Genomic DNA, 22051 nt, shown 5'->3' with positions numbered 1-22051 from the left:
GAGAAAACCAGACAAACCTTTTACAAGTCTGTCATCTCTAAGCAGCAGAAGACTCGGGGCGCTTTTTCTAAGAACGGAGGGAGGAGAAGCAATGATTTATTTTGATCAGGCTGCCTCGAGCTTTCCTAAACCGCCGGAAGTGGGGCAAGCAGTATCTGAAGCCATACTGCGTTATGGAGCTAATCCTGGAAGGAGCGGCCATAAATTAGCCCGGCAGGCAAACAGTGTCATCGAGACAACGAGGCGAAAGCTCCATAAAATGTTTCACAGTCACTCACCTGACAGGGTTGTATTTTCAAATAATGCCACTTCAGCACTTAATCAGGCGATCGAAGGTCTGACATGGAAGAGAGGCGACCATGTACTGGCTACCGTGTTTGAACATAATTCTGTAAGGAGACCTCTGGAAAGGCTGAAACAGGAAAAAGGAATAACAGTGGATTATCTGCAGGCAGACGGACAGGCCTCACCGGGGAAGTGGGCAGACATTGTTAAGAGGCATTTGACTGACCGTACAAAACTTGTGATTGTGACACATGGATCCAATGTGACAGGAGAAATTATTCCAGTAAAAGAGATTGGTGACCTGGTCGCAGACCATCCGGCTCTGTATTGTGTGGATGCTTCACAAACAGCAGGTGTACTTGACATTAATATGAAAGGAATGGGCATCGACCTTCTTGCCTTTCCGGGCCATAAAGGCCTGTTAGGCCCCCAAGGCACCGGAGTGCTGATGGTTGCAAATAACATCTTACTTAGACCAGTTCATGTCGGCGGAACAGGCAGTGCGTCTGAATTGCCTGCACAGCCGGATATCTGGCCGGCGGGCTGGGAAAGCGGGACCTTAAACACCCCCGGGATTGCAGGTTTATTAAAAGGTTTAGAAACGATAGAAAAATATGGTCTGGATTATATCCACAGCCACGAAAAAGAGCTGGCCAGTTATTGTATAAAAGAATTGGAAGCTATTGAAGGCGTAAAGATTGTGGGCCCGGGTGCTGAAGAAGAACGTTTGGGGGTAGTGGCATTTTATATAAAGGGCGTAGACTCAAACGAAGCGGCGATGATTCTTGATGAACATTATAATATTGCTGTGAGAGCGGGACTGCACTGTGCCCCTCTTACCCATAACGTTTATAAAACAGCAGATTCAGGACTAATCAGAGCCAGTTTCGGCATATATAACACATTTGGAGAAATAGATACTTTTACCGGTGCCATAAAAGAAATTAAAGAAGGTTTATTGGAATAGGAGAGACAGTATGGTTTTATTTGGAACAATCGTCAACGGGCTTGCTATAGTAGCCGGAGCCTGGATAGGTGTAAAATTAAAACACTTTTCGGCAGGGATGAGAGAGACGGTTATGAAAGCGATCGGCCTTGCTGTAGTAGTTCTCGGTTTTACAATGGCTCTTGAAGGCCAGGAGTTCCTGCTGATTATTTTCAGCCTCGCTTTAGGCGGTGTGCTCGGGGAAAGGTGGAACCTTGAAGGGAAATTAAATGAAATTGGCAACTGGCTTGAAAGACGAATGAAACGGAAGAGCGGAGGTAAAATGGCTGAGGGATTCGTAGCCGCAACGATTTTGTTTGTAGTGGGGGCCATGGCTATTATAGGGGCTTTAGACAGCGGATTCAGGAATGACCATTCTGTTCTGCTGACAAAGTCAATGCTGGATGGATTTTCCTCAATTGTTTTTGCGGCAGCTATGGGTATTGGAGTGATGTTCTCTGCCTTGCCTGTTGTTCTTTACCAAGGATCCATTGCTCTGGCAGCCACCTTTATTGTTCAATGGGTACCTGAAACGTGGCTTGATATGATTATCAGTGAGATTACCGCCGTTGGAGGAATTATGATAATAGGAATCGGCTTGAACCTGCTTGGGATTCCTAAAATAAGGATCGCAAATCTGCTGCCCGCTCTTATAGTAGCAGTCGTGCTGGTTCTTATATACAGTCAATGGTTTTCATAGAAGGAAGACTGGGACAAAACTGAACATGAAGGATTTCAATTTATAGAATGGGAGCAGTTTAAAGGTGATTATGGCTAGCTTTCGACAGACGCTTTCCGCGGGCATGACCTAAACCTCCTCGAAAATACGATGTGTTTTCTACAGGGGCATGCTATTTCCGCAGAAGCCTCGTCTGCCGCTTGCCATAATTTTTTTGTGTTTTATCTTTTTAAATTAATATTATCTTTTACTAAAAGTTTAATGAGAGTATGATAGTGATCCTTTAGCTGCAGAATGATAGTTTAATAAAGCTTTGTAAAAACGTGTCTTAAGGAGAGAGATCCTAATTAAACCGTTCCTTCTTTTTTCGGGTAGAGAATCTGATGGCGGTTAGTTTGCCAGCACCCGGCCTTCCACAAAGCTTCAGCCATCGAATCAGCCATTGACATCACAAGCGACAGGCGGGTATTTTGCAGGACCATCATTTCCATATAACCTCCAACATTCACTATCCCTGTCAGATGAATATCGCCAACTGGAGGAAGTTTCTTTTTAACAGCGGCCCCAGGAATTACAGGTCCCTCACTGACGGTCATAAAACCCACACTTTCAGTTCTTCCGAGACAGGCATCGAGAGCAATGATAAATGGATCCTTATAATTTTTATGAATATACTCCAGTGTGTTTTCGAGATTTTTAGCATGAACAGTAGAGTCAAGTGTACCGTAAACGGAAAAAAGGGGACATCGTTTTTCCATCAATTTGGAGCCGATCAGAGGTCCAAGAGAATCTCCGGTTGATCTGTCACTGCCAATACAGACGACAACGACGGGAACATCAGGTGAAGAAGGCAGACAGGAGAAAATTATTCTGGACAGTTTTTGTACAGCCAAAGGGTCTTCCATATGGAACCGTTCAGATTTATTATTTTTTTCTCTAAAAAGTTGTCCATAAACCATCATACAACCCTCATTTCAAAAATAGTAGTAACAGTATACGGATCACATTTGGGATCTATACGTCTCAGATAAGAAAAAGAGGGATAAACGTGTGGAAATCAGGTTTAAAATGGATGTTTTTAATTATCGGCACAATGATCGGGGCGGGCTATGCATCTGGAAGGGAGCTGTGGCAGTTTTTTGGTTATGAAAGCGGTCTTGCTATCCTGCTTTTTTCAATACTCTTCTTTGTCTGCTGCTATGTGGTTATGTCAATCAGCTACCAGCAGAAATCGGAACACTATATTCCGGTGTTAGAGAAACTGATGGGAAAAAAATTGACAGGCCTCTATGATGGAATGATTATTTTATATTTATTTTCAACGACAGTAATAATGATCGCCGGGGGAGGGGCAACACTGGAAGTTCTTCACGTTCCTTACTGGTACGGTGTTTTTATCATTTCCAGTTTAATCGTGCTGCTGTTTATTTGGGGACTGAATGGGATGACATCGATCAATGCAATGATTATCCCGCTGCTCATATTATTCCTGGTAGGTACATTGCTTGTTTTTCAATGGACCAACGGATTTAACATGGCTTCTGCCTGGAATAAACAGGGGAACTGGCCATCGGCTTTTACCTTTACCGCTTTAAATATTCTCCCCCTGGTAGCCGTTATTGGGGCGATCGGGAAAAAGATTAACCATAAAGGGGAATTGTGGATTGCGAGTCTCGGCAGTGCTGGTCTGCTCGGAACAGTTTCATTTTTGTACAATCAGTCCCTGATTGCCGTGGCCCAGGAAGTCATGCTTTATGAAATTCCTTTGTTTGCCATTTTAAAAAACTACCCTTATTTTATGGTGCTTGTTATGACAGGATTATTGTGGGCTGCTATATATACAACTGCAGCTTCAGGGATCCTTGGTCTCTGCACCCGTTTTCAGCCGGTCTTAAAAATGCCTTTCTGGCTCCTGTCACTGTTTTTTCTGATTTTAATGATTCCATTAACGACATTTGGATTCTCGAAGCTGATCAGTATTTTATATCCGCTATACGGGTTAATGAATTTATACATTCTAGCCTCCATTATGCTGTATCCTATCGTGAACCGGTTTGACCAGAATGCAGCCTGAGTTCATGGGAGGCAATTTTTGAAGGACTGGAGAGAGGGAACCTTCATCGTGTATAATAAGAAAAAACGATGACTAAAGGGGAGCAGGCTATGAGTGACAAATCATTTGAGATGAATGATGTGGTAGAAATGAAGAAGCCCCATCCTTGCGGTGAAAATAAATGGAAGATTATTCGCATGGGAATGGATATCCGTATTAAATGCCTCGGCTGCGGACACAGCGTCATGATTCCAAGAAAAGAATTTACTAAAAAAATGAAACGCGTGCTTGAGAAATCAAATAGCACAGAGGTTTAGAGACTTGCACTTTTAAACGTGTGAGTCTTTGTTTTTTTAATTTTAAAAATTACAGACTGTTAAAGGAGATTACTATTTTAAACTGAGCCAAGCTGAGCGTCAGAAAAAGGATTTTCTGTGATGAAAGCCATAATTGTTCAGCTTAGGACATATTTTTAAAAACTGGATTTTAAAGCCGTAAGTCTAATGAATCCGGTAATGGACTGCGGTTGCCATTTTTAAAAGAAGTATCTATAATTAACAGGGATGTGAATTTAACACGAATTTTTAAGGTTTTTTATTCTTTGGTACTGATCATAGTCATTATGGGTGTAAAAATTACAAGACATCTGAGGTGAACACAGCGAGTTCTTGCCTGGAGTTTACCGGAGGATTATAGAATAAGAAAAACGCAGAGCTTCCGCCAGAGCTTGGCGGTCAGCCAATTTTTTTCTAAATATAAGGGAGAATGATTTATGGCTTTAACAACTGGAATTGTGGGGCTTCCTAATGTCGGGAAGTCTACATTGTTTAATGCAATTACGCAGGCAGGCGCAGAGTCTGCAAACTATCCGTTCTGTACGATCGACCCTAACGTTGGAATTGTGGAAGTTCCTGATGAACGTTTAAACACTCTGACTGAAATGGTTGTTCCGGATAAAACGGTACCGACAGCTTTTGAATTTACGGATATTGCAGGGATTGTTGAAGGGGCAAGCAAAGGTGAGGGCCTCGGTAATAAGTTCCTTTCCCATATACGTCAAGTAGACGCCATTTCACATGTGGTTCGATGTTTCAATGATGATAACGTGACGCATGTGTCAGGCAGCGTTGATCCGATCCGCGATATTCAGGTCATTAACCTTGAACTTATTCTAGCCGACCTGGAAACAGTGGAAAAGCGTATAGGAAAAGTTGAAAAGATGGCAAAACAGAAAGATAAAGACGCCTTATTTGAATTTGAGGTTCTATCTAAGCTTCGTGACGCATTTGAAGATGAAAAGCCTGCCAGAAGCGTTGAATTTACAAAAGAGCAGGAAAAACTGGTTAAAGGACTTCATCTTTTAACGTGGAAGCCTGTCCTGTATGCAGCTAATGTAAGTGAGGAAGAACTGCTGGATGCTGACGCTAATCCTTATGTCCAGCAGGTAAAAGAATTTGCAGCAGAGGAAAACTCTGAAGTAATTGTGGTGTGCGCTAAAATTGAATCTGAGATTGCCGAGCTTGAAGGCGATGAGAAAGAAGAGTTTTTACAAGACCTGGGTATCGAGGAATCAGGTCTTGATCAGCTGATTAAGGCTGCATATAATCTGCTTGGCCTTGAGACCTATTTTACTGCAGGTAAGCAGGAAGTACGCGCATGGACAATCCGCCAGGGGACAAAAGCCCCTCAGGCAGCCGGAGTCATTCATACTGATTTTGAGCGCGGTTTTATCCGTGCCGAAGTCGTTTCCTATGATGATCTTGTAGCGGCTGGTTCTATGGCTGTGGCTAAAGAACAGGGGAAAGTTCGTCTTGAAGGAAAAGACTATGTAGTGAAAGATGGAGATGTGGTTCATTTCCGTTTTAATGTATAAGTGTCACATTCAGGAGCCGGTCCATTTTGGGCCGGTTTTTTTAATAGATGAGAGAGAGATTCTATCACTGCAGACGGACACTAAATGAAAGAGGGAAGTTAGTATTCTTACTTAAATTAAATTTTTTTATTCTCTTCTTGTCCCTGGATGTATCATCTGTTATAATATACACTTGCGAGCAAAAGGAAATGACATTTGCTCCTTGCTCTTTCTGACACGGAAAGGGCCTTAGACCAAAAGGAGGTGACAGAACATGCGCAACTATGAAATTATGTACATCGTACGTCCGAACTTGGAAGAAGCGGCAATTAAAGAAACTGTTGAGCGTTTCAACAAGATTTTAACGGACAATGGCGCAGAAGTGACTGAAACTGAGGAAATGGGCAAGAAACGTCTTGCTTATGAAATCGAGGATTTCACTGAAGGTTTCTATGTACTGCTTAAATTAACAGCAGGCAAAGAAGCGCTTGATGAATTTAACCGTTTAAGCTCTATTAACGACAATATCTTACGTACGTTGACTGTACGTGAAGAGGAATAGAAATAAAATAAGTCAAGATCACAATTCCGGGGAGGAGTTCGGATGATTAACCGTGTTGTCTTAGTTGGACGTTTAACAAAAGATCCTGAATTACGGTATACTGCCAACGGTATCGCCGTTGCATCTTTTACTTTAGCTGTAAATCGCCCATTTTCAAACCAGCAGGGAAATCGGGAAGCCGATTTTATTAACTGTGTGGTTTGGAGGAAGCAAGCCGAAAACGTCGCCAACTTTCTTAAAAAAGGAAGCCAGGCAGGTGTAGACGGACGCATTCAAACACGCAGTTTTGATAATAACGAAGGGCGTCGTGTTTTCATGACAGAAGTAGTAGCTGAAAGTGTGCAGTTCCTGGAGCCCCGAGGTTCCGGAGGATCTGGCGGCGGAGGCCAGTATGCTGGTCAAGGTGCAGGCCAAGGCGGCTATGGACAACAGAATGACAACAGCGGTTATCAGAACAACCCGAATCAGGGGCCTGGACAAGGTGGTTTTGGTCAAGGAAATCAAGGAGGCCAGGGCAGTCAGAATGATGATCCGTTTGCCGGTGACGGGAAACCGATTGACATTAATGATGATGACCTGCCGTTCTAAATGATACCGGAAATGTCCGGTTACAAATAATTTATAAGGAGGGATACGCATGGCACGTCGTGGACGACCAAAGCGTCGTAAAGTTTGTTACTTTACAGTTAACAAAATCAAGCATATAGATTATAAAGACACTGACTTGCTAAGAAAGTTCGTTTCTGAGCGAGGAAAGATTCTTCCTCGCCGGGTAACAGGAACTTCTGCAAAATATCAGCGCCAATTAACTCGCGCAATTAAGCGCGCGCGTACAATGGCTCTATTACCTTTCGTAACTGAATAGATATAGAGCACGCCCCCGAAGTCTTTATCAAGGCAGCGGGGGTTTTTTATATTTGTGTAAGAGTGCATTTTTTTACGTTTTTGATGTCCCGCTGCTGCAAAAGCCTTTCATTTTTGCGCATTTGTTTTGTAGCATTTTTTTCCAAGAAAATGTTTAGTATTTTGACAGTGGTGGAATATATAAACCATCAGCAAAATTGCTGAAAACACATCAAGAATGCGAGAGGTGTTATCTTAATCATGTCTGATGATATGAAGTATACTGAAAACATGGAGAAAAGCCTTCAGCAGGCTCACGGAGTAGGTCACGAAGTTTATAAGAAAAGTCTTGACCAAAAAGTGAAAATTGAACAAGAACGTGAAAAAGAGTATCGAAAAAGCTTGCAGACAGAGCAGGAATTATCTCGTAAAATTAGCCGGTAAATAAAAAGCGTTTAAAAATATTGTACCGGCTTTTAACCTCAATTTACCCCCCCATTAATATATTTTGGGCAATCAGCAGAGGCTGATTGCTTATTTTTTTGTGGTTTTAACCGTGAACATGATAAAATGGAGAATAGTGCATGAGAAAGTTGTGTTTGAAGGGAGAGACAAATGGACAGACAGAAAGCCTTGCAAGAGGGAGCTGTGTACCTGGGCTTGTACCTTGTACTCATGTTTATTACTTTATGGGTGCCTGTACTTGGGCTCGTTACTTTTCTCTTTTTGCCGGTGCCTTTTATTTTTTTTACTTATAAATATGACCTTAAGGCGGGAGCTGTCTTAGCAACCCTGTCGTTTTTCTTTTTGTTTATAATATTTGGACCGTTAGCTTTGCCGCTTACTATGCTTTTTTCAGTGAGCGGAGTGGTAATAGGCGAATTATTCCGGCTTAAAAAACCCGCTTTTGCGGTTTTAGCGGGAGGCTCATTCAGCTTTATAGGATCGATTGTTCTTATTTTTGTAGGAAGCGTCCTTCTCCTTGACGTGAACCCGGTGGAGGAAATCCAGAATGTTATGATTGAATCTGCTGAGATGTCAGAAGACATGATGTTTTTTATGGGGGATGAAGAAGCTGTTTCGACTGAAGCTGTAACAGAAATGATAGATGAAATGGCAGTGATAGCTCCTGCTTTGATGGTGATGGCAGGAGCAGGCCTGGCTCTTGCAGTTCAGCTGATTGCATACTGGATGTTAAAGAGAAAGAAGTATGAACCGGTTCGTTTTCCACCATTTAGGGAATGGGGGTTTCCAAAAGCCTTTATATGGTATTATTTGATTACCTACATTTTTATTCTGATTGGCGTGGACGAAGGAACAGCCATCCACACAGCTGTAGCCAACTTAGCTACCGGTCTTGAGGCAGTGATGGTCATCCAGGGTTTTGCCTTTATGTTTTTCTATTTTCATCGTAAACGCCTGAGCCCTGTCATTCCTGTGCTTCTTGTCGGTGTTTCGTTTCTTTTACCGGTTTTCCTTCATATTATAAGAATCTTAGGTATAATTGACTTAGGATTTGACTTAAGAAAGCGAATGAACGAGCAAAAATAGGAGTTGTGAAGAATGCCTAAATACTTGTTGAAAAAATGGCATGGATATCACGTTATCGCCCTGTTCAGTATCGCAGTGCTGTTCAACGGCATATTAACTTATTACCAGTGGCAACTTGGTGTTTTAGGGTTTGCCTGTTTAGGCGGCGTCTTATTTTTAATGATCCGTGCAAGGATTCAATTTGAGAAAGAGTTGTCTGAATATATATCCACGCTGACTTACCGTGTCAATAAAGCCGGAGAAGAAGCTGTGACTAATTTGCCAATCGGGATTCTTCTTTACAATGAGGAGAGGCATATCCAATGGACGAATCCTTATTTGTCCCAGCTGATGGAACAGGATCTGGTCGGATCTCCTATTTCAGTTTTTTCCAGGGACCTCATTAATGAGGTGAATGATGAAAAAAAACTGTTTCTTGCTGAAATAAATGCACACAATTACCGTATTTTTCACGAGCCTGACGAACGTTTACTTTACTTTATAAACGTAACTGAAGAGCAGGAATTCAAAGAACTGTTTGAGAAAGAAAAAACAATCCTCGCTCATATTTATCTTGATAATTACGATGAAGTTACCCAAGGGATGGAAGACCAGGTTCGCAGTAAACTGCTGACGCATGTCACAGATGCTTTAAACAACTGGTCCAGAGAAAATGATATTTTTGTAAAAAGAACGTCCTCAGACCGGTTTATTGCTGTTTTCAATGAAGAAACACTGCAGGACCTGGAAGAGAACCGGTTTACAATCCTGGATGAAATCCGTGAAAATACGGGAAAAGAAAAGGTATCTCTCACCCTCAGCATTGGGATAGGCAGCGGACAGTCGTCATTAAGGGAATTGGGAAGCTTAGCCCAGTCCAGCCTTGACTTAGCTCTTGGACGGGGCGGCGACCAGGTTGCCATCAAGGAGAAAAACGGCAAGGTACGTTTCTATGGCGGAAAATCAAACGCTATGGAAAAACGTACAAGAGTGAGGGCCAGGGTTATTTCGCATGCGATCCGTGATTTTGTAGTAGAGAGCGATAAAGTATTTGTCATGGGCCACAAAAATCCCGATATGGATTCCATTGGGGCTGCCATCGGCATGCTTAAAATAGCAGAAGCTAACGGGAAAGACGGGTTTGTCGTTTTAAACCCTGATGAAGTGAATCAGAGTGTCCATAAACTTCTGGAAGAAATAGAGAAGCATGACGATTTATGGGCTCAGTTTATTACTCCTGAAGAGGCGAGAGAGGAAGCTACCGATGATTCACTGCTTGTAGTAGTTGATACGCATAAACCGTCTCTTGTCATGGAACCGAAACTTGTGGATAAGATGGACAGGACCATCGTCATCGACCATCATCGTCGTGGAGAGGATTTTATTGACGATGCGGTTCTTGTTTACATGGAGCCTTATGCTTCTTCAACGGCAGAGCTGGTGACAGAACTTCTTGAATATCAGCCGTCACAGCCTGATTTAGACGTACTTGAATCGACTGCTTTACTTGCAGGAATTATTGTAGATACTAAAAGTTTTGCTATACGCACCGGTGCGAGAACGTTTGACGCGGCTTCATATCTTAGAAGCAATGGAGCGGATACGACGCTAGTTCAGAAACTGCTGAAGGAAGATTTAGAGCAGTATGTCAAGCGGTCTAAACTGGTTGAAAATGCGTATATTTATTCCGGCGGCATGGCTATCTCCAAAGGTGATCCGGATGAACCGTATAACCAGGTGCTTATCGCACAGGCTGCTGATACTTTGCTCACGATGAATGACGTGGTCGCCTCATTTGTTATATCCGAATTGTCAGACGGCCGGATCAGCATAAGCGCCCGTTCACTCGGAGAAGTGAATGTCCAGGTCATTATGGAAATGCTGGATGGCGGCGGGCATTTAACAAACGCAGCTACTCAGCTGAAAGACAGCACAATAGAAGAAGCTGAAGAGAAACTAAAAGAAAAAATTGATGAGTATTTCAAAGGGGGACAAGGAACATGAAAGTCATCTTTTTGAAGGATGTAAAAGGAAAAGGGAAAAAAGGTGAAGTGAAAAATGTATCAGAAGGGTATGCCAGAAACTATTTAATTAAAAATAATCTGGCGGTCGAAGCCAACAAAGGAAACATGAAGACACTGGAGAAAAAGCAGGAAAGCGCAGAGAAACAAGCTGAAAAAGAACTTGAAGAAGCAGAGAAGTTTAAAGACAACCTTGAAAATACAACGATTGAACTTAAGGCGAAAGCTGGAGACGGCGGAAGGCTGTTTGGAGCGGTGACTAACAAACAGATCGCAGAGCGTTTAAAGAAAATGGACATGAAAATTGATAAACGCAAAATTGAAATGGATGAGCCGATTAGATCACTTGGCTATACAAATGTTAAAGTGAAAGTTCATCCAAAGGTGACAGCGACTTTAAAAGTACACGTTGCTGAAGAGTAATCCTATTACGGGAAATGAGGGACACACATCATGACCGACTTATTTGCCGAACGAACGCCACCTCAAAATATTGAAGCTGAGCAGGCGGTGCTGGGAGCCATCTTTCTGGAAGACCAGGCTCTTGTCACCGCCTCTGAACGTTTAATTCCGGAAGATTTTTACCGGACGGCCCATCAGCATATTTTTACTGTCATGCTTGACCTTTCGTCCAAAAACGAACCGGTCGATCTGGTAACAGTGACTGATGAACTTGAAACAAAGAAATGGCTTGAAGAAATTGGAGGCGTCTCATATTTAAGCGACCTGGCAAATGCTGTGCCGACTGCAGCCAATATTGAGTACTACAGTCAGATTGTTGAAGAGAAATCATTATTAAGACGGCTGATCCGGGTGGCAACTAACATTGCATCAGAAGGTTATTCAGCTGAAGAAGATGTGGAAGCTATTCTAAATGATGCCGAAAAATCTATTCTTGAGGTGTCCCAAAAGAAAAATGCTGGTGAATTTGTGGACATAAAAGATGTGCTCGTTGAGGCTTTCGATAAAATTGAAATGCTGCAGCACACAGCGGGGGAAGTTACCGGAATTCCTACTGGATTTACGGAATTAGACAGGATTACAGCAGGCTTCCAAAGAAGTGACCTTGTAATTGTGGCAGCGCGTCCTTCCGTAGGTAAAACTGCATTTGCACTTAATATTTCTCAAAACGTAGCGACAAAGACGGATGAAAACGTAGCCATCTTCAGTCTGGAAATGGGAGCAGACCAGCTTGTGATGCGTATGCTTTGTGCGGAAGGGAATATAGATGCTCAGCGGCTTCGTACCGGAAGATTGGAAGATGAAGATTGGCAGCGGCTCACTATGGCTATGGGGAGCCTGTCTAAAGCCGGGATCTATATTGACGACACTCCCGGAATTAAAGTAAAGGATGTCCGGTCAAAGTGCAGGAAATTAAAACAGGAGCGGGGTCTGGGTATGATCATGATTGACTATTTGCAGCTCATTCAGGGGGATGCCCGAAGCGGTGAAGGCCGGCAGCAGGAAGTGTCTGAAATTTCACGGGAGCTGAAAGGCCTCGCACGTGAACTTGAAGTGCCGGTCATTGCCCTTTCCCAGCTGTCGCGAGGGGTAGAGTCAAGACAGGACAAGCGTCCAATGATGTCTGATATCCGTGAGTCCGGAAGTATTGAGCAGGATGCTGATATAGTTGCTTTCTTGTACCGTGATGACTATTATGACCAGGAATCTGAGAAGAAAGATATTATTGAAATTATTATAGCTAAACAGCGTAACGGTCCGGTCGGCACCGTTGAACTTGCCTTTGTGAAAGAATATAACAAATTCGTTAATCTGGAAAGGCGGTTTGACGAAGGTGACATGCCGCCGGGAGCTTAATACGGATGAAAAAAGAGACGCGGATTGCGTCTCTTTTTTCAGTTCCAGATTGGGGTCAGACCCCCCATTTATTCCCAGGTTAGTGTCACATTTTGGACACGGGACCGCTACGAATTGTTCACAGTTAACACGTTCACAGGAGTAGAAATCATTATATAATAAAATCATAAGAAAGAGTTAGTGGTCACTAACTAAACCCTCATGTGAATGAGTGAACGAAACTGCTTCGCTCGCTTAAACTTCCGGACTTATACTTATTATTTGTAAGTGATCATTGGCTCCCAAAAAAATAAATTCCTGAGGAGGAATGAATCATGATTATGGATTTCTTGAGAAACAACAAAATTGCAGCGGGCGTGTTGACAGTATTACGTGTTTATATTGGATGGCAGTGGCTGACAGCAGGCTGGGGGAAAGTGACAGGAGAGCCGTTTGATGCAAGCGGATATTTAACCGGTGTGGTCAATAATGAAGCGGTCATTGAACAGTACCCGACGTATCACGCATTTATAGAAAGTTTTGCTTTACCGAATGCAGGAGTTTTCAGTTTTATGGTTGCCTGGGGTGAATTGCTCGTAGGGCTTGGCTTAATTTTAGGTGTTTTGACAACGGCAGCAGCGTTCTTCGGAATCGTCATGAACTTCGCGTTTATGTTCGCAGGCACTATTTCATCAAACCCATGGTTAGTGCTTCTGACCATCTTTATCTTGGCAGCAGGCTACAATGCCGGTAAATTCGGTGGTGACCGCTGGGTCATTCCTTACATCCGTACCGTTATTTTTAAAGATAAATTTACTAAACCAGCTTCAGTAAAGGCAGCCTGACATCATACATTCATACTAAAAAGGCGTTCCGGTTTAATAACGGGAACGCCTTTTTTTGAAATACTTATAAACGAATAAAAAGAAGCCATTTTGTTCTAATGTTCGTGTTACGGTTGACTGACTACTGGTAAACTGATAAACTAACGATGGTTTATAAGAGAGGGAAAAAATTATTTAATGTTTAAATAATCCAGGAGGTGCGCGTCTGATGCCATCGGTTGTGGTAGTAGGAACACAGTGGGGAGACGAAGGAAAAGGGAAAATTACTGATTATTTATCTGAGCAGGCTGAATTAATTGCCCGCTATCAAGGAGGGAATAATGCCGGCCATACTATTGTATTTAATGATACAAAGTATAAATTGCATTTAATTCCATCAGGAATTTTTTATAACGACAAAACATGCGTGATTGGTAATGGAATGGTTATTGACCCTAAAGCGCTGGTAACAGAGCTGGAATACCTGCATGAGCGTGGTGTGAGCACAGATAATCTGCGAATAAGTAACCGGGCACATGTCATTTTACCTTATCATTTGAAACTGGACGCAGTTGAAGAAGAGAGCAAGGGTGCAAATAAAATTGGTACGACGCGTAAAGGTATTGGACCTGCCTATATGGATAAAGCGGCAAGGATAGGTATCCGTATTGCTGACCTCCTTGACAAAGAAACATTTAAAGAAAAACTTGAAGTTAATCTTCGCGAAAAGAATCGTCTGCTTGAAAAAGTTTATGAAACAGAAGGATTTAAAATTGAAGACATTCTCGATGAATATTATGAATATGGCCAGCAGTTTGCTAAGTACGTAGCTGACACCTCTGTTATTCTGAATGATGGACTGGACTCAGGAAAGCGCGTACTGTTTGAAGGAGCGCAGGGAGTAATGCTGGACCTGGATCAGGGAACTTACCCGTACGTTACTTCTTCAAACCCGATTGCCGGCGGCGTTACAATCGGCTCCGGCGTAGGACCTTCAAAGATTAACCACGTGGTTGGAGTCTCAAAAGCGTATACGACCCGGGTCGGCGATGGGCCATTCCCTACTGAACTGAATAATGAAATTGGCGACCAGATTCGTGAAGTCGGCAATGAATATGGCACGACCACCGGCCGTCCTCGCCGTGTAGGCTGGTTTGACAGTGTCGTTGTCCGTCACGCACGACGTGTGAGCGGTATAACTGATCTGTCTTTAAATTCTATCGATGTTCTCACAGGAATTGAGACGTTGAAAATTTGTGTGGCCTATAAATACAGGGGAGAAATTATGGAGGAATTCCCAGCGAGTCTGAAAGTGCTGGCAGAATGCGAGCCTGTTTATGAAGAGCTTCCAGGCTGGACAGAAGATATTACCGGTGTCCGGTCCCTTCATGATCTGCCTCGAAATGCCCTTTTCTACATTGAACGGGTGTCCCAGCTGACAGGTATTCCTTTAACAGTTTTCTCTGTAGGGCCTGACCGTAAACAGACAAACCTTGTACGCGGTGTATTTGCTTAATTTTGAAGCAGAGAAGAGACAGCCTCTTCTCTGCTTCACTGCTTTAACATGATATGACTAAGAGGACTCAAAAGCATTCTTTTATGAAAAAAACTGATGAAGCTCTTGATTTATATGTGAAAATCAGGTAAAGTAAAAAAGGTTTCAGAGAGTGAAAGAATTTTTTTGAAAAAAGTATTGTGCCTTTATCATTTTAATGTTATTATATATTTTGTCGCTGAAAGATAAACAGAAACAACACTTTCTGAGGAACTGCGAGCCATTAGCTCAGTTGGTAGAGCATCTGACTTTTAATCAGAGGGTCGAAGGTTCGAGTCCTTCATGGCTCACCATGATTTTTATAAGATTATCTAATCATGGCCCGTTGGTCAAGTGGTTAAGACACCGCCCTTTCACGGCGGTAACACGGGTTCGAATCCCGTACGGGTCACCATTATTTTTTCCTTGACTTATCTCGAAAAACCTAGTATAATTTATTCTGTTGCTCCTAATAATAAGGGGTGAAGGGAATTTAATATCGTCGCGGGGTGGAGCAACGAGGGAAGCATCGTCGAATGATCGGCGAGTTGTCTCGACGCATTAAACTTCGAAGCAGTTCTTGCAGAGGAAGAGACAGTCACTTATTGCAGGAACAAATAATTTAATATTTTATCGTCGCGGGGTGGAGCAGTCTGGTAGCTCGTTGGGCTCATAACCCAAAGGTCGGTGGTTCAAATCCGCCCCCCGCAACCAATTATTTTTTTATTTTGTACAGGCATTTAAAGGCATTGCATACATATTTTGAAAGATTTTGGTCCCGTGGTGTAGCGGTTAACATGCCTGCCTGTCACGCAGGAGATCGCGGGTTCGATTCCCGTCGGGACCGCCATTTTTATAAAATAAGGCTCGGTAGCTCAGTCGGTAGAGCAACGGACTGAAAATCCGTGTGTCGGCGGTTCGATTCCGTCCCGAGCCACCATTTTTGAGTGCTGGCCTAGCTCAATTGGTAGAGCAACTGACTTGTAATCAGTAGGTTGGGGGTTCAAGTCCTCTGGCCAGCACCATTTAATTTTGATAACTATCCTATCCTTTACGGATAGGTTTTTTTGTATGATTTTAGCTTCGCAGGATGGTGGTTTTAAATTGCGGGACTGCTTTTCCTCTCCTCTGCCAGCGAAGCACCACTATTTTATATGCACACCGCGTGCAAGATCTCGCTTGAAATCTAGGTGTCCTGGTTGTCGAAACAAGTTCTTACCCTGCTTTGATCACTTACCCCGCGCCCCGTAAAATTACTCCGTTACTTTAATTTTTTCCATGAACCTAAAGGGTCTTTTAAAAAAAGTCGAATAAAAGTATTTCCCCGGCAATAATATCAAAACGAGGCGAAATGTGACGTATATGAGTGAAGTACTCTGTTTATGGGAAGGGGGCAGTATAAGCTTTATAAGCAGCACGCCTCTCTCACGAATTGGATAAACTTCTCTCCCTTTAGCTGGAGAGTATTTTTCTTTATGTGGTAGAATAGAGAGGGTGAATTACGAAGAGGAGCTGGTGAGAAAATGGATAAACAAAAAATTCTAGTAGTCGATGACGAAAAGCCGATTGCTGACATTTTACAGTTTGGATTACAAAAGGAAGGGTTCGACGTTATCTGCGCCTATGACGGAAATGAGGCAGTAGAAATGACTAAAGAACATGTACCGGACCTGATCCTCTTAGATATCATGCTCCCGTACCGTGACGGAATGGAAGTATGCAGGGAAGTCAGAAAGACATATGATATGCCCATTATTATGCTCACAGCAAAAGATTCGGAGATTGATAAAGTTCTAGGACTTGAACTTGGAGCGGACGACTATGTCACTAAACCTTTCAGTACACGTGAACTTGTGGCACGGGTAAAAGCAAACTTGCGCCGCCGGAACCAGAAAACAGAAGAATCTCAAACGGGTAATAAAAACATTGAGATCGGTCCATTACTTATTCAGCCTGACGCCTACCTTGTTACAAAGCGTGGGGACCCTATTGAGCTGACACACAGAGAGTTTGAACTTATTTATTATTTAGCCCGCCATACTGGACAAGTCATGACCCGCGAACATTTGCTTCAGGCGGTATGGGGCTATGATTATTTTGGGGATGTTCGTACGGTCGATGTGACGGTACGCCGATTAAGAGAAAAAGTGGAGGATAATCCAAGTAATCCGGCATGGATTGTTACTCGTCGGGGGGTAGGGTATTACCTTCGTCAATCAGATCAGGAGAGTTAAAATATGAGCAGAATTCGCTTTTATAAATCAATACACCTTAAGATTGTTATCATCTACGTGCTATTGATTCTGATTGCGATGCAGGTTATCGGAGTTTATTTTATCCAGCAGCTAGAAGAACAGCTTGTCAGTAATTTTAACGAACAGTTGGAAGAGCGGGCGGAGCTGATTTCTTATAATGTAGAGCAGGAAATGCTAAGGGATGAAGAAGATGAAGAGGCTTCGCTTAAGTCACGAATTGATTCTCTTTTAACGGAGTTATTAACGATAGATAACGCTGATGTCCAGGTGATCGACCAGAACAGTATAGTCATTACAGCTACCTCCCTGGACCATCGGATTTACGAGGGGCAGCGGACGACAAACTACCGGGTGAAACGCGCTCTCGTAGGGTATGAAGATGAAAGGGAGATTCTCAGGGATGAGGAAACCGGCAACCGTGTCCGGGTTATGGCTGTGCCTGTGAAAACAGAAGACCAGGCTGTCATAGGTGCTATTTATATCGAAGCATCAATGGAAGAAATTTATAATCAGATGCAGCAGATTAATCAAATCCTTTTAACAGGCACTCTTATTGCTTTAGTCTTAACAGCAGCTTTAGGAATTTTTCTTGCAAGGACAATTACCCGGCCGATTACTGCCGTGCGAAAACAGGCTACGGCAATGGGTGAAGGGGATTTCTCAAGAAACGTAAAAGTTTATGGCGATGATGAAATCGGACAACTCGCAGCTACTTTCAATGATTTAACCGGAAAACTGAAAGAAGCTCATGCGACGACTGAAGGAGAAAGAAGAAAGCTCTCTTCAGTGTTGACACATATGACAGACGGGGTTATAGCGACTGATAAAAACGGAAGAATTATATTAATGAACCGCAGGGCAGAAGAAATGCTGGACCAGGATCAGGAAAAAGCTATGAGCACCGAAATAACTAAAATGCTTAATCTGGATCATTTTATGAAACTAAAAGACCTTTACAGAATGACAGATCCGATTCTGCTTGATTTTGACAATGATGAGGAAGAGATTATTCTTGAGGCTCATTTTTCTGTTATTGAGAAAGAAAACGGGGAAAAAAATGGATTAATTGCCGTTCTTCATGACGTCACCGAACAGGAAAAAATTGAAGAAGAACGCCGGGAATTTGTAGCTAATGTCTCACATGAGCTCCGCACACCGCTTACTTCTATGAAAAGTTATTTAGAAGCTTTGGCAGATGGCGCTTTGGAAGATCCGGAAGTGGCTCCTCATTTCCTTAATGTGACATCCAATGAGACAGAACGGATGATCCGTCTTGTTAATGACTTATTACAATTGTCAAAAATGGACAGTAAAGACTACCAGATGAATCTGGCCAGTATGAATGCTACGACGTTTGTCAATCAGGTTATTGACAGGTTTGAAATGGCAACAAAAAAACAGGATATCCAGTTTAAACGTAAAATTCCTGATAAAAGCATACCCGTCCTGGGGGATCGGGATAAACTTACACAGCTACTGGACAATATTTTATCCAATTCGGTTAAATATTCTCCTGAAGGCGGAACGATTACCTGTACATTAAAAATTGAAAAGAGCCGCATTATTATAAGTGTGAAAGATGAAGGCGTCGGGATCCCGAAAGAAAACTTATCACATGTATTTGACCGTTTCTACAGGGTGGATAAAGCCCGCTCCCGAAACCTTGGCGGTACAGGCCTCGGGCTCGCAATTGCAAAGGAGATTGCAATTGCTCATGGCGGCGATATTTGGGTAAGCAGCGAATGGGGCAAGGGGACAACCTTTTCATTCAGTCTGCCTTATGAGGAAGATGGGGTGATGGATGATGCTTGAAAATATTAAATCTGCCGTACTGACCATTCTTGTTTTATCCAGTGTAACACTGACATGGCTGCTGTGGACTTACCAGCCTGAATACGGTGTACGGGAAGAATCAGGAGAAAACTATGTAGAAATTGAAGATTTAGGTGAAACAAGGGATATTCATGAAATTATCCAGCCAAAGGAAATATTAATTCATGAAGGAGAAGAGATAGCCTATCTCCATCCGATGGAAGGCCAGTACAGAACCATTATAAATGAGCTTAAGGAGATTGATATTGACTATCTCTACCGGAGAGGGCCGTCCCATGCCCCTTCTCTTGAGCATTTTTATAACGGATTGGAGCTTGTTTTCGATGATCCTTTAGAAAGCGAATGGCTGAAAGATCTATTCAATTTTGAAGAAGATCATTTACCTTTGGAGCAGGCAGACAGAATAGTTCTTGTGGAGAATCCTCCATCATCCAGCGGGACTGAAGTGATGGTGCAATTTGTAGACAGTGAAGAGGAAGTCATTTATGAATCGGAAACGTCCTTTTCAGTCAGTCAATTGCAGGCACTTTATGAAGGAACAGAGGAGCATCAGACCCCGGTTGAGAAAAGGGTGTTCCAGGAACGCCCTGACAGCGATTTTCAGCCGGTTAAATATACACCGACGGAATCTACGACGTTAAGAAAATATACGTATGAAACAACTGACTTAAGCACCCAGTCTTTTTTTCAGATCCTGTTTCCTGACCCGGAGTTTATTCAGAACTATTCTCAAGGAAATCAGGGACAGACGTATACAGACGGAAACAGAATGATTAACCTGCAGGAAAACGGAGCTATATTGAATTATGTAAGACCAAATGTCCGGGCGACAATACCTGCAGGGATGGACACAATTCTGCAGGACAGCCTTGACTTTATCAATACTCATTCCGGGTGGACGGATGATTTCTATGCAGAAGACTGGAGAGAAATGGAAGTGGATGACCAGGCATCCTTCAGGCTTCATGTAGGAGGATTTCCGGTATATGGGTCAAATATGAACAGGGAACAGTACTATATGATGGATATTCGCCGCACAGGCAATACCATTACGGAATATACCCGTCCAATGTATCAATTAAATGACCATCCTTTTGAAACCACTTCAGACGTGAATCTTCCTTCATTTGAAGAAGTCGAGCGTCATATTGAAGAAAATGAAGTGTTTAGTATGAGGGCTGTGGAAGATATAAGGATCGCCCATTACATGACACGGCAGCGATCTTTCGCTATTTTTGAACCTGCCTGGTTTTTAAAAGTAGAGGGAAGATGGATCCAGCTTGACTTTTCTTCAAATTCGGGCCAGGAGGTGACTTACAATGGATTGGAGTAAAACAAAAACCATTTTTATAGTCACTTTCCTCCTCCTGAATATGTTTTTAGGCTACCAGCTTTATGAAAGAAATAAACAGGGAGACATAAGCGTTTTGACGGATCCGGATTTGCAATCACGACTTGAAGAAGAAGGTATTGAAATCGATATAGAAGACGCTGAAGAGACGGTGACGGGAGCGCCTGTTACCGGTACTTCTGCCACCTTTGACGAAAGTTACCTGGAAGAAAATCTGGAACGGCAAACCATTTCATTATTAAATCCGACCACCGTTTTTTCCGAGTTGGACGGTCCATTCCGTCTTGTAGGGGCTAATTTGTCAGCTACTGTTGATGCGTTTCTCCAGCAGCACGTCTATTTAGGAGAAGAGTACGAAATTGCCCAATACAACGAGTCAGAAAACTTTATTGGCCTTTATCAGACTTATAATGGCAGGAAAATAGATGAGTATGAAAGGGAAAATTTCCATCTCGTTTTACATTTGACGGAAGACCTGGAGATAGAATCATATGTCCAGACCTATATGGAGATTTCAGAGCAGGAGGGACGGGAACAGGATCTTTTATCTCCCCTAAAAGCAGTAGAGCGCTTACTGGATGGAGGGTATCTTAGTGCTAATGCAGTAATTGAGCATTCTGAGCTAGGTTACTTCAGTCTTATCCAGCCTGATGACAACTTTCAGGTTTTCGCTCCGGTATGGAGGATAAGAGTGGATAACGAGGACTTTTTTGTGGATGCCTTGAATGGGGAAATCCAATCGATCAGCTAATTGGAGTGAAAGCAATTATGAGTTTAAAGTTTAGTGTACTGGCCAGTGGAAGCACAGGAAATGCCATATATGTGGAAACAAATAAGCAGCGTCTGTTAATTGATGCGGGGCTGAGCGGTAAAAAAATAGAGCAGTGCTTCAAGCAGATTGGACTCTGCCCTTCCAAACTGGACGGTATATTGGTCAGTCACGAGCATAGTGACCATATAAAGGGAGTAGGCATACTGGCCCGCCGTTATAAATTGCCTGTCTACGCCAATCAAAAAACATGGGAAGCAATGGCCGCAGGGGTTGGAGCTATTCCCCTGGAGCAGAAGTTCCACTTTAAAACAGGAGAAGCGAAAGCATTTGGAGACCTGGACGTAGAGTCGTTCGGGGTTTCACATGATGCAGCTGATCCTATGTTTTTTTCCTTCCACCACGAAGGCAGACAATTAACTATTCTAACTGATACAGGGTATGTAAGCGACCATATGATGGGGATAACAAAGGGTTCGGATGCTTTAATTTTTGAATCGAATCACGATATGGATATGCTTAGGATGGGTAAATACCCGTGGACAGTTAAACGCCGTATTTTAGGAGATGAAGGTCACGTATCAAACGTGGATGCCGGTATTGCACTGGCTGATATCGTGAGGGATAGCAGGGCTGATATTTATCTTGCTCATCTCAGTCTGGACAATAACATGAAAGATCTGGCCCGGATGACTGTTCAGCAGACATTAGAAGAAAATAATATTGAAGTCGGCAGACAGGTTAAGCTGTACGATACAGATCCAGTTATTCCAACTCCACTGAAAGTAGTGTAAGTTTTTTAAGGCTTGCCATGTGAAGCTGTTTAATATTTGACCGGCCAGGAAATCCTATAGTTGTGGAAAAATATCAAATTTCAA

At 42.8% G+C, this 22051-nt stretch carries 21 protein-coding genes and 6 tRNA genes; 26 read left to right on the top strand and 1 reads right to left on the bottom strand.

Annotated elements, in window-relative coordinates; all coding sequences use genetic code 11:
- Window positions 1-91 precede the first annotated feature (91 nt).
- Window positions 92-1252, top strand: coding sequence for an aminotransferase class V-fold PLP-dependent enzyme (locus tag BMW59_RS14185; protein WP_093053502.1), 1161 nt, complete (start codon window positions 92-94; stop codon window positions 1250-1252).
- A 10-nt stretch (window positions 1253-1262) separates the two neighbouring features.
- Window positions 1263-1970, top strand: coding sequence for a DUF554 domain-containing protein (locus tag BMW59_RS14180; protein WP_093053499.1), 708 nt, complete (start codon window positions 1263-1265; stop codon window positions 1968-1970).
- Between the two features lie 326 nt (window positions 1971-2296).
- On the opposite strand, the gene yyaC is transcribed toward BMW59_RS14180, so the two are convergent.
- Window positions 2297-2908, bottom strand: coding sequence for a spore protease YyaC (yyaC, locus tag BMW59_RS14175; protein ID WP_093053497.1), 612 nt, complete (start codon window positions 2906-2908; stop codon window positions 2297-2299).
- An 89-nt stretch (window positions 2909-2997) separates the two neighbouring features.
- Between yyaC and BMW59_RS14170 the strand changes: the two genes are divergently transcribed.
- From BMW59_RS14170 to BMW59_RS14055, 24 genes are all read left to right on the top strand, one after another.
- Window positions 2998-4023, top strand: coding sequence for a YkvI family membrane protein (locus BMW59_RS14170; RefSeq protein WP_093053495.1), 1026 nt, complete (start codon window positions 2998-3000; stop codon window positions 4021-4023).
- A gap of 89 nt (window positions 4024-4112) precedes the next feature.
- A complete protein-coding gene (locus BMW59_RS14165) occupies window positions 4113-4319 on the top strand; it encodes a DUF951 domain-containing protein (protein ID WP_093053493.1) in 207 nt (68 codons plus the stop codon).
- Between the two features lie 455 nt (window positions 4320-4774).
- Window positions 4775-5875: a redox-regulated ATPase YchF gene (gene ychF, locus BMW59_RS14160; RefSeq protein ID WP_093053491.1), complete on the top strand. Its 1101-nt coding sequence runs from the start codon at window positions 4775-4777 to the stop codon at window positions 5873-5875.
- Window positions 5876-6128: 253 nt separating this feature from the next.
- Window positions 6129-6416: a 30S ribosomal protein S6 gene (gene rpsF / locus BMW59_RS14155; protein WP_093053488.1), complete on the top strand. Its 288-nt coding sequence runs from the start codon at window positions 6129-6131 to the stop codon at window positions 6414-6416.
- Between the two features lie 42 nt (window positions 6417-6458).
- Window positions 6459-7004: a single-stranded DNA-binding protein gene (ssb, locus tag BMW59_RS14150; RefSeq protein ID WP_093053486.1), complete on the top strand. Its 546-nt coding sequence runs from the start codon at window positions 6459-6461 to the stop codon at window positions 7002-7004.
- 49 nt (window positions 7005-7053) lie between these two features.
- The gene (rpsR, locus tag BMW59_RS14145) at window positions 7054-7281 is read left to right on the top strand and encodes a 30S ribosomal protein S18 (RefSeq protein WP_093053484.1); all 228 of its coding nucleotides are present in this window, start codon (window positions 7054-7056) and stop codon (window positions 7279-7281) included.
- Between the two features lie 239 nt (window positions 7282-7520).
- Window positions 7521-7703, top strand: a complete 183-nt coding sequence (locus BMW59_RS14140; RefSeq protein WP_093053481.1) for a YuzK family famiily protein — start codon at window positions 7521-7523, stop codon at window positions 7701-7703.
- A 171-nt stretch (window positions 7704-7874) separates the two neighbouring features.
- Window positions 7875-8810 carry a YybS family protein gene (locus BMW59_RS14135; RefSeq protein ID WP_093053479.1) on the top strand — a complete coding sequence of 312 codons (936 nt, stop codon included), beginning with the start codon at window positions 7875-7877 and terminating at the stop codon, window positions 8808-8810.
- A gap of 12 nt (window positions 8811-8822) precedes the next feature.
- Entirely contained in the window at window positions 8823-10793 is a 1971-nt protein-coding gene (locus tag BMW59_RS14130; RefSeq protein ID WP_093053477.1) for a DHH family phosphoesterase, read from the top strand.
- Window positions 10790-11233, top strand: coding sequence for a 50S ribosomal protein L9 (rplI, locus tag BMW59_RS14125; protein WP_093053475.1), 444 nt, complete (start codon window positions 10790-10792; stop codon window positions 11231-11233). The genes BMW59_RS14130 and rplI overlap by 4 nt, the downstream gene beginning before the upstream one ends.
- Before the next feature lie 30 nt (window positions 11234-11263).
- A complete protein-coding gene (gene dnaB, locus BMW59_RS14120) occupies window positions 11264-12628 on the top strand; it encodes a replicative DNA helicase (protein ID WP_093053473.1) in 1365 nt (454 codons plus the stop codon).
- 314 nt (window positions 12629-12942) lie between these two features.
- Window positions 12943-13452: a DoxX family membrane protein gene (locus BMW59_RS14115; protein ID WP_093053471.1), complete on the top strand. Its 510-nt coding sequence runs from the start codon at window positions 12943-12945 to the stop codon at window positions 13450-13452.
- 208 nt (window positions 13453-13660) lie between these two features.
- On the top strand, window positions 13661-14947 hold the full coding sequence (locus BMW59_RS14110) for an adenylosuccinate synthase (protein WP_093053469.1): 1287 nt from the start codon (window positions 13661-13663) through the stop codon (window positions 14945-14947).
- Between the two features lie 256 nt (window positions 14948-15203).
- Window positions 15204-15279, top strand: a tRNA-Lys gene (locus BMW59_RS14105).
- Window positions 15280-15305: 26 nt separating this feature from the next.
- A tRNA-Glu gene (locus BMW59_RS14100) sits at window positions 15306-15380 on the top strand.
- Between the two features lie 222 nt (window positions 15381-15602).
- Window positions 15603-15679 (top strand) — tRNA-Met (locus BMW59_RS14095).
- Between the two features lie 60 nt (window positions 15680-15739).
- Window positions 15740-15815, top strand: a tRNA-Asp gene (locus BMW59_RS14090).
- 14 nt (window positions 15816-15829) lie between these two features.
- Window positions 15830-15905, top strand: a tRNA-Phe gene (locus BMW59_RS14085).
- Window positions 15906-15914: 9 nt separating this feature from the next.
- Window positions 15915-15990: transfer RNA gene (locus BMW59_RS14080), tRNA-Thr, on the top strand.
- Between the two features lie 498 nt (window positions 15991-16488).
- Window positions 16489-17199, top strand: coding sequence for a response regulator YycF (gene yycF, locus BMW59_RS14075; protein WP_093053468.1), 711 nt, complete (start codon window positions 16489-16491; stop codon window positions 17197-17199).
- 3 nt (window positions 17200-17202) lie between these two features.
- The gene (gene walK, locus BMW59_RS14070; RefSeq protein ID WP_093053466.1) at window positions 17203-19032 is read left to right on the top strand and encodes a cell wall metabolism sensor histidine kinase WalK; all 1830 of its coding nucleotides are present in this window, start codon (window positions 17203-17205) and stop codon (window positions 19030-19032) included.
- A complete protein-coding gene (locus BMW59_RS14065) occupies window positions 19025-20386 on the top strand; it encodes a YycH family regulatory protein (RefSeq protein ID WP_177174355.1) in 1362 nt (453 codons plus the stop codon). Before walK ends, BMW59_RS14065 begins: the two co-directional genes overlap by 8 nt.
- Window positions 20373-21155, top strand: a complete 783-nt coding sequence (locus tag BMW59_RS14060; protein WP_093053462.1) for a two-component system regulatory protein YycI — start codon at window positions 20373-20375, stop codon at window positions 21153-21155. Before BMW59_RS14065 ends, BMW59_RS14060 begins: the two co-directional genes overlap by 14 nt.
- Before the next feature lie 17 nt (window positions 21156-21172).
- On the top strand, window positions 21173-21967 hold the full coding sequence (locus BMW59_RS14055; protein ID WP_093053459.1) for an MBL fold metallo-hydrolase: 795 nt from the start codon (window positions 21173-21175) through the stop codon (window positions 21965-21967).
- Window positions 21968-22051 lie beyond the last annotated feature (84 nt).

It is taken from the genome of Salipaludibacillus aurantiacus (genome assembly GCF_900111295.1).
Lineage (GTDB): Bacteria > Bacillota > Bacilli > Bacillales > Salisediminibacteriaceae > Salipaludibacillus > Salipaludibacillus aurantiacus.
Note: the sequence above shows the minus strand (reverse complement) of the source record. Positions and strands in the feature narration are given on the sequence as shown.

Bases quoted from the DNA above. Each gene is read 5' to 3' on its own strand.
- BMW59_RS14115 (WP_093053471.1), top strand. From the start codon at position 12,943: ATGATTATGGATTTCTTGAGAAACAACAAAATTGCAGCGGGCGTGTTG.
- ssb (WP_093053486.1), top strand. From the start codon at position 6,459: ATGATTAACCGTGTTGTCTTAGTTGGACGTTTAACAAAAGATCCTGAA.
- BMW59_RS14135 (WP_093053479.1), top strand. From the start codon at position 7,875: ATGGACAGACAGAAAGCCTTGCAAGAGGGAGCTGTGTACCTGGGCTTG.
- BMW59_RS14060 (WP_093053462.1), top strand. From the start codon at position 20,373: ATGGATTGGAGTAAAACAAAAACCATTTTTATAGTCACTTTCCTCCTC.
- rpsR (WP_093053484.1), top strand. From the start codon at position 7,054: ATGGCACGTCGTGGACGACCAAAGCGTCGTAAAGTTTGTTACTTTACA.
- rpsF (WP_093053488.1), top strand. From the start codon at position 6,129: ATGCGCAACTATGAAATTATGTACATCGTACGTCCGAACTTGGAAGAA.
- BMW59_RS14065 (WP_177174355.1), top strand. From the start codon at position 19,025: ATGCTTGAAAATATTAAATCTGCCGTACTGACCATTCTTGTTTTATCC.
- ychF (WP_093053491.1), top strand. From the start codon at position 4,775: ATGGCTTTAACAACTGGAATTGTGGGGCTTCCTAATGTCGGGAAGTCT.
- BMW59_RS14180 (WP_093053499.1), top strand. From the start codon at position 1,263: ATGGTTTTATTTGGAACAATCGTCAACGGGCTTGCTATAGTAGCCGGA.
- BMW59_RS14110 (WP_093053469.1), top strand. From the start codon at position 13,661: ATGCCATCGGTTGTGGTAGTAGGAACACAGTGGGGAGACGAAGGAAAA.
- yycF (WP_093053468.1), top strand. From the start codon at position 16,489: ATGGATAAACAAAAAATTCTAGTAGTCGATGACGAAAAGCCGATTGCT.
- dnaB (WP_093053473.1), top strand. From the start codon at position 11,264: ATGACCGACTTATTTGCCGAACGAACGCCACCTCAAAATATTGAAGCT.
- BMW59_RS14055 (WP_093053459.1), top strand. From the start codon at position 21,173: ATGAGTTTAAAGTTTAGTGTACTGGCCAGTGGAAGCACAGGAAATGCC.
- rplI (WP_093053475.1), top strand. From the start codon at position 10,790: ATGAAAGTCATCTTTTTGAAGGATGTAAAAGGAAAAGGGAAAAAAGGT.
- BMW59_RS14185 (WP_093053502.1), top strand. From the start codon at position 92: ATGATTTATTTTGATCAGGCTGCCTCGAGCTTTCCTAAACCGCCGGAA.
- BMW59_RS14140 (WP_093053481.1), top strand. From the start codon at position 7,521: ATGTCTGATGATATGAAGTATACTGAAAACATGGAGAAAAGCCTTCAG.
- walK (WP_093053466.1), top strand. From the start codon at position 17,203: ATGAGCAGAATTCGCTTTTATAAATCAATACACCTTAAGATTGTTATC.
- yyaC (WP_093053497.1), bottom strand. From the start codon at position 2,908: ATGGTTTATGGACAACTTTTTAGAGAAAAAAATAATAAATCTGAACGG.
- BMW59_RS14130 (WP_093053477.1), top strand. From the start codon at position 8,823: ATGCCTAAATACTTGTTGAAAAAATGGCATGGATATCACGTTATCGCC.
- BMW59_RS14165 (WP_093053493.1), top strand. From the start codon at position 4,113: ATGAGTGACAAATCATTTGAGATGAATGATGTGGTAGAAATGAAGAAG.